The sequence below is a fragment of the Paenibacillus kribbensis genome, assembly GCF_002240415.1.
Taxonomy (GTDB): Bacteria; Bacillota; Bacilli; order Paenibacillales; family Paenibacillaceae; genus Paenibacillus; species Paenibacillus kribbensis.
This window is the reverse complement of sequence record NZ_CP020028.1, coordinates 1,710,156-1,721,703: the sequence shown is the minus strand read 5'-3', so window position 1 is coordinate 1,721,703 and position 11,548 is coordinate 1,710,156. Positions and strand designations below refer to the sequence as shown.

Genomic DNA, 11,548 nt, shown 5'->3' with positions numbered 1-11,548 from the left:
GTGATGATATATATATCGGAAGAAAGCGTTTCATTTTTATAAGAGAAATAACAGTACTGCAAAAATAAAGAAATATTTTTTCACATCAAATATACAAAAGGATACAATTGTGCCCAAGTGACGGTTTTACCACCTTGCCGATTGCATATTTACCCTAACGCAAAATCCCCCATCGCTTAGATTAAGCAATGGGGGACACACCTTTTTAACGGTCCCGGTTAACTATATAATTCATTAGATGCTTTAGAAAAGCAATATTGCGGGGTAACTGTTCAAGTGCTTCCATGGCAAGGCAATAGTGTTCCCACATCTCTTTACAGGCACCCTCGTGACCAAGGATAGACACGAAATTCGAATTGTTGTTATCAAAATCCTGACCAACAGGTTTTCCGAGTAAGAGCATATCTCCTTCCACGTCAAGCAAATCATCTTTAACCTGAAAAGCAATCCCCATATGATAGGCGAATTTTTTCAAAGCAGCAATTTCCGACTCCTTGGCCTGTGCGAGCATGGCTGGCATAACCAGACAAGCCTCAAACGCCACTCCTGTTTTATAAAAGCACACCATATTCAACTGCTCCAATGTCAATGCCTTTCCTTTGGAATCCAGATCCATCGCCTGTCCCATACACATATCTTCTGCCTTTTGGGCCGAGTATTGTATCAAGGCAAGTACAGTCTCAGCATTGAACTGGTCCAGTGACGATTGTTCCCCAATCGCCTTCTGGATTAGGTACAGGCCGGTTAATTCCGCGGTAGCGCTGTTGTGCACCTGATGTAACGTCTGACGCCCTCTACGGGTAGACGCATTATCCTGGGAAGGCAGATCATCAAAGATCAGGGATGCGGTATGCATATACTCCAGTGATCTCAGAAGAGGTACGATTGCCGATGCATCCAGTCCATATTCGTTCACGCCCATGACCCAGGTCAATATAGGCCGTATCCGCTTCCCGTTCCCTTCGAGACTGTAATTTGCAGCATCAATTAGCTGTTCTTTCATGGCCGGAATCCCATGAGGTTTGGTGATCTTCAATTGATGGTTAATCTGCTCACGGACTATTTTGATCGTATTGAAAAAGTCTTCCTTTTCCTTCGAATCGTTTTTTAGATGAGTAATCATTTGATCCCGAAGCAGCTTATCAAAGAAATCCACATCATCCGCTTTTTGCACCATCTTCTGAATAAGACGATTGAATTCCGGATGGCCGGATGCAAAAATCCCCATCATTTCATCATACTTTTCAACACCTACACGTTCTTTATAACGTTTGAGTCCATTCATTGCACGATCCAGTATCACCTCACGAGCCCTGGCATCGGAGTTATATACGTTATGGATCAAATAGGAAATGACCCCCCAGTATAATTCAAACGGATTGATCAAATCCGATCTCTGAAGATGATATTTTAAATAATAGGTATAGGGCGTCACTGCACCCTCTCTCATATCGTCAACCATATCCGCAAAATCATCAGCAAGTTGGTTATAGATACCATAAAAAAAGGTTCGTTGCTCAAAGCCCTCATCCTCAGGAGCACCAATCACGGAACGGGCAATCAACCGGGAAGAAGCTGACTTTAAAATGACGGGGATATAAAGCTCTTCATTGGTGTAATTAGCCCGCGTTAGATCTTTGACACGGTCGATATCTTGAGAATGAAAAAAAACATAGGACTGTTCGAAAAATGTCTGCTGTGTGTCTGGTCGCTGATGGTCCTTTATATATTCAAAAGCATCCGAGAGCTCCGAATGTATGTATTGAATCAACTGCATATGATTCCCGGTCCAGTCGCCCAGCTCAGGCACAGATCCAGTAAGAAGCGCGGTACGTATCATATGAGAGTATTGTTCCTTCTCTTGAACGGTCAAAAGCCGAGAATCGAGAAGATCATCAATAAAAGGATAGGTTAACCCATAAGAGTAACCCAGCCTGATGGCTTCATCAAGTCTGCGAGAACGTTCATCAGGTGACACTGCATCGTCCATTTCTTCCATCACATGCAGAATAACCCCAATAATGATCTTAATCAGCTTGCGCTGGGCTTGCTCTGCATCCATTCCCTCGGGAATATGAGAAGATACAGAACCAAGCTTGTTGATTACCCAAATTACGGTGGCTTCTATCCCTTCCTTTTGGGACCACCGATACACCCCGGCTACATTCATAAACTCCGGTTGGTCGCTCCTGTTTGCACTGGTGGATTGAAGCAAGTATCTTTTTACGTCAGCAATAACGCGCTGAATCCGGGTCTGTGTGTCAGCAGAATCCAGGGCCTTGCCTAGATCTCTCATGTAAATATAAGAAACACTTCGATCCAGATAATCATCCAATTTACCTGTATAACTCAGCCATTGAATATATCTATAATAATCCCGCGAATCCGGTTTTCTCTTTCCTCGTGAAAAAAAGGATAACCATGAAGAATGATGAATATGATTTCTTTTCCATATTTGGATATCTTCCGTAAGTTTAGTCACATAAGTCTTATCCATGACCTGATCATAGAGTGATGCAAAATACTGAATCGCCTTCCGCTCAGCCAGCCGATATCCTGTATTGGCTTGTAATTTTTCATTCATATAATGCATTACCTCAACTTCTCATTTTGTTAAACATGGCTGCACTTCTCCCTGAGGGAACGAATTTGGATCATGTTTTTATCTTTATACGGAAAAAAATCTGTGAGGTTACGAAATTAAATTTGTTGAGAAATATGAGCAATAGTCAGAACGTTTAGCTTTTTTCGGCCTTCTTCCATAAAGCCTCAGTCAGCTCATCAATCGTCTCCTTCATCGCCAGCTTCTCGCGCCAATGACTCGGGATACCGCTTATTCCATAATAAGCTCCTGCAATCTGCCCGTACACCGCTCCGGTTGTATCGGCGTCATCCCCCAGATTCACTGCCAGCAGTGCCCCCTCCTCGAACGAAGTCGAATGGTAAAATGCCCACAACGCAGCCTCAAGGGAACGAATGACATAACCGGTTCCCTGTATTTCGGGCGGCTCCTTATGACGGTAAGATCCCTGGATGATTTCTTCAATTGCTGTCGAATAAGTTGGCTTGTCCCGCCACCACTTACGGCACACATCGGCCGATAACATGGCTTCTTTGTCTGCCCCTTGCAGAGCTGCTACAAGGATTGAAGCAAGCACAGCGCAGGCCTCAACACTTTCGACTGCTCCATGGGTGGTGCGCGAGCTCATCTCAGCGTACATCACCGCCTCTTCCGGACGGTTCGCATAGGCCATAGCCACAGGTGCAAGCCTCATAATGGAGCCGTTTCCCGCGCTCATGGGGTCAACAGATCCGCTGTATGGATCTCCAGTGGCTTCGAACCGATGCAGCGCCCCTCTTGTCGCACCACCGATATCAAAGCACGTTCCTGTGCTGCTCATATATCCTACATAGTACCAATTCGTGTATCGCCGCATTTGGTCTGCCGGATCAAATTCATCTTTTCGTACCAAACTCTCGGCCAAACAGAGCGCCATGGATGTATCATCCGTCCACTGTCCCGGCTTCAATCCAAACACACCGCCACCCACGATATCCGTTACAGGCTCAAATGTACCTGGACTACTGAATTCCACCGTGGTTCCCAAAGCATCACCCACGGCCAGCCCAACCAGGCATCCAAAAAAACGATCCTTGATAAGTGCCATTTGGTTTTACGCCCCTTTTCAAATGTAATAACTAACGCATATTTTCCCATCTCGCCAGGAAGGAAGCAAAAATGCGGTAACGCCTTTTATTCGTAGATCAGGCTGTACTAAAGAAGCGTGATGGAATGGCATCATTACACAAAAAATCTGATATCGAGCAATGCAGTCAATACTTTCATAAAAACTCCCGGTTTTTTCTTGCTCCATGCCTATATTATGATATCTTTATGCTAGAAATGAAACGTTATTATCGGAGGTCATTGCCTACAGTTAGAAAGGAACGTATTTGCTGAAATACCTATCCCTTTGTTAGAATCCTATTTGTTGAAGAGAGGTGGGGCTTTTTATGATCTATATCGCATTACTGCGAGGCATCAATGTTGGCGGCAACAACAAGATTCAGATGACGAGGCTTAAAGAAACGTTTGAAAAGGCAGACATGGGCCATGTGACAACTTACATCAATTCTGGAAATATCATTTTTTCCAGTCAGATCCAGTCCAACCAGGAGCTATCGCTCATACTGGAACAGGCGATTCTGGAGGATTTTGGCTTACCTATCCGTGTCATCGTCCGTAATATGAAAGAGATTCAGAGCATTATGGAGGCACTGCCGAATGAATGGTCTAATGATACGCAGATGAAAAGTGATGTATTGTTCCTGTGGGATGAAATTAACGATATTTCCGTTCTGGACAAGCTTCCTTTGAAACCGGGAATAGGCCAGGTAATATATACGACCGGGGCCGTTCTGTTTTCGGTCAGCAAAGAACAAGTCACAAAAAGCGGGTTAACAAAATTAGTCGGCACCAAGCTGTATCAGCAAATGACTGTGCGGAATGTGAACACAACACGGCAGATCTATAAGCTGATGCAAACGGCTGAACAGGAAGAGTTGTAGGATACAAGCTCCTGACTGGAATCCAAAAGCAACGTTGGAAGGGTAAAACTCAAAAAGGGAGCCTTTTTTACGGCTCCCAACTGTTTTTCTTTGATATAATGTTTTCCCTAGTCTTTGTGTATTGGTCTTTATTGGTGGGTCTTCACTTTGAAACCTAGTGTGAAAAGTTCATGCGGCTTTACAGCCTGATGTAGCTCACCAGAAGAATCAACTGTGATGCTTTCTCCTTGTTCTTCAAGAATATTACTTTTATAAAAATCGTACTGCTGCGGCCTGGGCTTGATAAGTAACTGGGCTACAATATGACTCATATTGTACCAGCGTAACAGCACATCCCCTGACAGCTCATTCATTTTCATAGAGGAAAAGGCAAGCTCCGTGCTTTTCCAGTCAAATGGCGCATAATCTGGAGCAACTGTACCCGCATGGATCCCCGTTTGTTTTACAATCCAAGGAATTTGGTATTGATAGGCTTCTGTATATGCGCCGGACTGAATACCGTCGCCATCATGTGGAATGATCTCCAGACGGGCGGTATGCTCACCTAGACATTGCGCTTCTGGCGTCGGGAACCATCCCCAATCACCCAGCTCGCCAACTGAGCGAAGCAGCGTTACTGCAATCGTGTTGCGTCCATCACGCAGCATTTCATATTCATTCAACCCGAGATTGGCCACAGTCAGACCGGTTTGTCCCCCGCTTACATCCACAAACGCCTGCTGATGCTGTGTGTTGCTTGGGTTTTCCCACTCAGGTGAGGGTTCATTGTCCCGAATTGCAATTTCAAACATGGAGTCCACCCGATGCTCAGCAGAGTCTATATCTGTCGGAAACAGAGCGCGAAGTCGGTGGTCCTTGGCCTGGTTGTTGAAGGTGATTTTCATGGAAACACCCCTGCTGTTCCGAGATAAAGAAATGACAGTCCGTATCGTCAGCGGAACGGTCTGTCGGGAGCGCTGAGCCTGACGGTGCGGATAATAAACCAGTTCTCGCTGCTCCTGCTCCAGCGTTTCATCCGCAGAGGCCGGTATTTCCCAATGATGGACAATCTCCATGGATGCCAGATAAGGTGTATCTTCAAGCACGCGAATGTCAGCGATCAAATCTTCAGTGGTCAGCGCCTGCTCTCCCTCGGGCTGCCTGAACATATACTCGTTGCCGATATCACCAACATTTTCATATACGCCAAGGTCTTTGTAGCAGCGGCCTGTACGTTTATCCGTCAGGGTAAAAGAGCCGTTATCCGCAATTTCGACGTGAAGCAGATCATTTTCCATACTTCGACTGCCATGAAAAAGTGAAGAGGGGTCAGTCTTGACATTGCTTCTCAGCCAAGCATAGGTTTTTAAGCCTAGCAGGGGTACACGTTCAACCTCAAAGGTAAGGCGAACCCGACGAGACATGTAAGGCTGACGGAATCGGTCATCCGGTAAATCATAACCGAACTGTAGCCCGAGGTCCTCCACCTTGCATGCCACCGGACACCCTTCACAGTCTACCAGTACGCGCCCGGAAAGATCCACTTTCTTCACTCGATGAGAGGCCTCCTCAAGCGTGTATCCTTCACGGAAGTACAGACGCACCACTTCAAGTTCTGCCGACACTATACCACTGCGTTCCCAGCCGGACGTATTAAAAATCACGAGCGGCAACGCATCTTCTCCAAAGCGGCTGAAGTCCGTCGTATCTACTGCTTGTGCAATGACCTCTATGCTTTCATCCACAATGCTCTCGGCTACATGACGGCTCTTATCAAACCGAATCACCATCTCACGGTGCACCTCGTCCACACTACAGCCGCAAATACTGTCATGCGGATGATTCTGCATCAGTGTTTTCCAGGCATAGGTGAACAAATGATGAGGATAAGCCTGCCCCAACAGATGCGCGAAGGTCGCAAGCGGCTCAGCCACTTTTTCCAGCATCACTTGTCCCAACTGGTTCATCTGTTTCAAATACACCCGGGCAGAAGCCGTATTCACCAGCGTTCCCCAGCCATCCGTGCGCTGACTGCGAAACTCCCCCTTCACAGACGAGAGTTGCCGTTGGGAAGCCTGTTTCAGAGAGGTCAGATAATCGTTGAAATTGGAATGAACAAACTCGATATCCGGATAAAGCTTCTGTGCCGTACGGATTGCTTTCGGTAAATCAAGCTGTAAAGGCTGATGATCGCAACCGTTCATGAACAGCAGCTCGCCAGTTGAAGCATATTTTTGTGCATCATCCAGTTTACGCTTCCAATAAACCTTGGCTTCCGCCTCATCTGTCGGGACCTCATTGCCGTTGGAATACCAGTTGGCGAATAAAATACCGAGTACCTCCGATCCGTCTGGCCCCGTCCATAACAGTTCCGAAAAGGAGGACTCGTAGCCTCTATCCGACACTGTATTGTTAAACCCTGTGGGCTTTACGCCCCGTCCGAAAAATACATTCGTAATCCCCGACTGTAGCATCAGCTGTGGAGTCTGCCCAACCAGACCAAACGTATCGGGGAAGTATCCGATCTTGGACGGATTGCCATAACGTTCGGCATCGCGGTGCCCAACCTGCATATTGCGTACATTGGCTTCGCCGCTAGTCAGAAAAGCATCCTGCAAAATGTACCAGGGTCCGATAAAAATACGACCATTGCGAATATGCTGCTCTAACCGTTCCTTATGCTCGGGCCGAATCTGTAGATAATCCTCCAGAATGATCGTCTGCCCGTCCAGATAAAAGCTTTTATAATCCGGGTCCTGCTCCAGTTTATCCAGCAGAGAATCCATCAGGCTAATCAGGCGCATATGGTGCTTCTCATAAGGCAAATACCACTCCCGATCCCAGTGGGTATGCGAAATAATATGTGCTGTCGTCTTGCTACCCGTGTATGTGTCTACTTCCCTGCTTATCGCTTGATTGTTGATTGATTCATCCCTGCGCTCGCTCATTGTATATCTCCTCACCGTATGTCTTGACCTGCCATTGTTCACTGCATCACTTCAATATTCACGTCCTCGGGACGATATACCGCTAGCAACTGACCTTCTCGATCCACAGCAAACAAGACAGAGCGGCTCCTTGGCAACAGAAAAGCGTAGGATAATCCTGTCGCCTTATCTCGAACACGCACTTGGGTATCCCGGGAAAACTCCGATACGAAAATATACAGGCCCCCATTCTCGAAATTCAGCTTACGTCCATATAGTCCCGGCTGATCGCCACCGTCTATCCACTCCAGTTCTCGCTCCACCCCGGCGGCAGTGAGGGCGTAGCGATATAGCTCAGCAATCGGCTCATCCCTGCCATTCAACTCCAAGGGAAGCGGACTCCAGATCAAGCGCCCCTTGCCAAGCGGCAGGTTCACGACTTCATCACCCATCGCTCCATCCGCTTTTGGTGACAGTTGTTCCTCCTTAGCCACCTCAGCGATTCGCCGCTGACCGAATGAGACAGGGAAGGTTTGACCCTCCAAACTCATCACTTCCTCCCGTTGGACATTGCCCAGCCTACGCTGCCCAATAATATCATCGACCCGGTCGCTCACTTTCCAGTAAGGATCAAGGCCCAACGGTCCGGTGACTAATAAAGTCACACCGAAAGATCGCACCATTTCCAGAAGATGTTCCAGCGATGTACTGTCGAAATTGTGCGCGCTGGGGATCATAATCAGTTTTGGTAACTGCCACTTGAGCGAGTCCAGATGATACTCGGAGACGGCACGGAACGGCTGCTTGAGATCATAGGACATCACCCGGGTAAGCCGTGTCGTGGCATCAAAGGCAAGTGATCGGTTGGAGAAATCATTGGAATACGGGAATACAACAGCCGTTTCCTCCAGCTTCCGGTCTGTAAACAGATCGCGAATATCATTCATAAACCAAGGTACAAATTAAAGAAATCCATGTACACCTGGTATTTATCCCAATCCTTTATAGTCTGTCGGGGAAATGCCCACATATTTTCTGAACTGCTTATAAAAATAACCCGTCTCCCAATACCCCACGTTCCGCGCAATTTCGTGTACCTTGAGATTGGTGTTTTTAAGCTGCTCCTTGGCATAATGAACATGGATATAGAACAGCACCTGACTTACGATAGGATTTTTCATATCTTGCAGCAGTGAATTCACCGTCTCTGTCGCCACATGCTGAAGCGCGCTCACCAGCTCTGCCAATGTCGTACAGCATTTTATCTGGTGAAGCCCCTGCTGAAACCGTTCCGACTCATTGGAATGCTTGATGCTCTCCAGCTCCATCTTGAACCGGATCACCAGCTCCAGCGCCATATTCCGCAATTCATCCGGGGTAACCCTTTCAAGATGCTGTATCTGCTCAAAATCACTCTGAATCCGTGCGGTAAGCGCATCCAGGTCTCTTGCTATAATCAGCTTCGCATAATCCTTCCAGTCGATGGAACAAGTCTCGCCACCGTAGCCTTCGCTCTCCTCCAGCAGCGTATAGTCAATGATCCGGCGGTCATCATATATCATAAAATATTCCAAAGATTTTTTAGCTTCATTATAGCTGCGTGGAGCTGCAGCAAGCGAACTGGCGCTACCTATCCCGATATACACCGTTTCTTCCCCGTCCGTCGACCATTGAACAGAAAAATCCTCCAACAGCGTTATCAAGTCCTGTCTGCCCTCATCATAATTCGGTAGTGCGGCAATGATTACACTATCCATATCAACATCGTGAAATAATGTTAAATCGGGCTGGTGCTGAATGTACTGCCTTAACTGTTGATGCATTCCTGCCGAATCCTCTTCCGTCCGTAACACGGCTACCTCCATAAAGGGGATATTTAACGAAAAACCTATCAATTCAGCGCGCTCCTGAAATTCTGTAGGCGCAATCTGTCCTGTCAGCCAACGGTACAACGTATTTTCCTTGAGAACCTGCACCCCGAACGTCTCATATTGTTGATCCAACCGGGACCTGTCCAGCTTCTCCGTTGTATTGCACAAAGTGGATTCCAGTTCCTCCACATTAATCGGCTTCAGAAGGTAATTTTCGATGCCCAGCTTCATGCCTTCCTTCAAGTAATCAAATTCATTAAATCCGCTCAACACAATCGCCTTCAAGTCAGCATGCAGCTTTCTCGCCTCATGAATCAGCCTGAGACCATTCATCGTTGGCATAGAAATGTCCGTAATCAGTACGTCCACGGGTCTGGAGGCCAGCGCTTCCAGCGCCAAAGATCCATTTTCCGCATGTCCGACAATTTCCAGCCCAAAAGAGGTCCAATCCACAATATCGTATAATCCCTCAATGATAAAAGGCTCATCGTCTACAATAAATACTTTATACATATATGGCATCCATCCCTTCCCTGTTGGGGCATCGTACCCGAATCGTCGTTCCCTCACCGCTGCGGCTCTCCAGTTCGATCCCGTAATCGGCTCCGTGTAAAAACCGAAGTCGGGTGTGCACACTGCGTAGTCCAAACATTTGTCCGTTTTCCTCCTGGCGTTCCAGTTCCTCCAGAATCTGTTTCAAACGCTCCCCTTCAATGCCCTTCCCATTGTCACGGATCTCAACCAGCAGAACCTCCCCCGTTTCACGCACATCAATGGTCAGCACATTATCATTCCGGTCGCTTTGGATACCATGAACAATATAATTCTCAATAATGGGTTGAAGCATCAGCTTCATGACAGAACGAGTATACAACTCGGGGTCGACCGTAATCGTGTAATTGAATCTTTCCTTGTAGCGTATTCTGAACAACTCAAGATATAATCTGCAAGCCTCCAATTCATCTTTAAGTGTGTATATTTTTTTGCTGAACCAGGCTTTTGAACAACACCGATAAGCTGTAGATCATTTCTCCTACATCCTTGGCTCCCTGGGAAATCGCCCTCATACGTATCACTTCAAGCGTGTTATACAAAAAATGTGGGTGAATTCGTGCCTGCAAGGCAACAAGCTCCGTTTGCTTTTGCTTGATCTCTGCTTTATACACTCGTTCAATATATAGATTAAGTTCGTCCAACATATCGTTGAAGCTTCGAGAGATTTGTCCCAGCTCATCCTCTTGGGGGTCTTGGATACGAGCTGTAAGGTCGCCATTTTTCACCTGACGGGTGAATTTAATAATCCGATTCGTTCGTTTAGCAAAGTTAATGACGAAAAAGGCAGGGAATAGCACAGCAAACAGAATACAAACGACACTGATCGTTAAAATCGTATTACGGATACCCCGGTACGATTCCGCCATTTCCTCATTAGGAACTGCGCCAATCACGACATACCCTTCGTCCGGAGAAATCAGCTTGTTAATGTACATATTTTGCTTCGCCTGAATGATCCCAACATCGGAGTCCACATCGTCATATAATGATCGGGTCACTTCGACATAAGGGTACGTTTTTCCGTAATAGTTATTCCTTGAATCAAACAGAACCGTTCCATGGGTGGACAGAACGATAATTTCGCCCTTCAGGTTGTTCCCGTAGCTGGCAAGTGCATTGGAGATACTTTTGGAATTTAGAAACACCAGAAGCTGACCGGTATTTTTGAGTGTTTGCTTATTGTTAATGGGGACTTGTAACGAATATAACGAGGGGCTCCACTGATCGACCGCCTTCCGAATCCAGTAATTCGGAGCAGAGACGCTTTTACTTTCGGCAGCCATCACATCCGGTACAAAGGAACGCGCCGCATGCACCGGGAATTGCTTGAATTGCTTGTTCTCATTGAAGGTGGACAAATATTGCTGGTCGGCACTGTACAATATCAAATTGCTGATATCGCTATTTTCATCCAGCCAATTTTTAAAATAGGTGAGTACATCTGTTAAATAATCATGACTCTCCATGTACGTTTCGTCCATGCGGTGCTGTACATATTCGGAATACGCGTGGTCCATAAAAAAAGAAACGTTCATCGAGAGCGCCTCATTCCGGTACATATCCCGCACCATGTTCTGGACGGATTCATGCCGGAGATGGATATAACGGTCAACACTCTCCATCCGTTTATGCAGGCGATACCCTCCC

General features: G+C 46.6%; 5 protein-coding genes and 2 pseudogenes. 1 reads left to right on the top strand and 6 read right to left on the bottom strand.

Going from position 1 to position 11,548, the window contains the following annotated elements; all coding sequences use genetic code 11:
• Positions 1–205 precede the first annotated feature (205 nt).
• A complete protein-coding gene (locus B4V02_RS07635) occupies positions 206–2,593 on the bottom strand; it encodes a polyprenyl synthetase family protein (RefSeq protein WP_094154340.1) in 2,388 nt (795 codons plus the stop codon).
• 145 nt (positions 2,594–2,738) lie between these two features.
• A complete protein-coding gene (locus B4V02_RS07630; protein WP_094154339.1) occupies positions 2,739–3,668 on the bottom strand; it encodes an ADP-ribosylglycohydrolase family protein in 930 nt (309 codons plus the stop codon).
• A gap of 346 nt (positions 3,669–4,014) precedes the next feature.
• On the opposite strand from B4V02_RS07630, the gene B4V02_RS07625 reads away from it, so the two are divergent.
• On the top strand, positions 4,015–4,569 hold the full coding sequence (locus B4V02_RS07625) for a DUF1697 domain-containing protein (protein ID WP_094154338.1): 555 nt from the start codon (positions 4,015–4,017) through the stop codon (positions 4,567–4,569).
• 128 nt (positions 4,570–4,697) lie between these two features.
• On the opposite strand, the gene B4V02_RS07620 is transcribed toward B4V02_RS07625, so the two are convergent.
• The 4 genes and pseudogenes from B4V02_RS07620 to B4V02_RS07605 form a co-directional block, all read right to left on the bottom strand.
• Complete coding sequence (locus B4V02_RS07620) at positions 4,698–7,496, bottom strand: alpha-mannosidase (RefSeq protein WP_094154337.1); 2,799 nt, start codon at positions 7,494–7,496, stop codon at positions 4,698–4,700.
• A 38-nt stretch (positions 7,497–7,534) separates the two neighbouring features.
• Positions 7,535–8,425: pseudogene (locus B4V02_RS07615) on the bottom strand (glycoside hydrolase); the annotation flags it as partial.
• Between the two features lie 39 nt (positions 8,426–8,464).
• A complete protein-coding gene (locus tag B4V02_RS07610; protein WP_094154336.1) occupies positions 8,465–9,859 on the bottom strand; it encodes a response regulator in 1,395 nt (464 codons plus the stop codon).
• Positions 9,852–11,523, bottom strand: a pseudogene (locus tag B4V02_RS07605) (sensor histidine kinase); the annotation flags it as partial. The gene B4V02_RS07610 and the pseudogene B4V02_RS07605, both read right to left, overlap by 8 nt.
• Positions 11,524–11,548: the final 25 nt, after the last annotated feature.

What these genes read in the sequence shown, in the direction of transcription:
- B4V02_RS07635 (WP_094154340.1), bottom strand. Translation starts at nt 2,593, where the DNA reads ATGCATTATATGAATGAAAAATTACAAGCCAATACAGGATATCGGCTG.
- B4V02_RS07630 (WP_094154339.1), bottom strand. Translation starts at nt 3,668, where the DNA reads ATGGCACTTATCAAGGATCGTTTTTTTGGATGCCTGGTTGGGCTGGCC.
- B4V02_RS07625 (WP_094154338.1), top strand. Translation starts at nt 4,015, where the DNA reads ATGATCTATATCGCATTACTGCGAGGCATCAATGTTGGCGGCAACAAC.
- B4V02_RS07620 (WP_094154337.1), bottom strand. Translation starts at nt 7,496, where the DNA reads ATGAGCGAGCGCAGGGATGAATCAATCAACAATCAAGCGATAAGCAGG.
- B4V02_RS07610 (WP_094154336.1), bottom strand. Translation starts at nt 9,859, where the DNA reads ATGTATAAAGTATTTATTGTAGACGATGAGCCTTTTATCATTGAGGGA.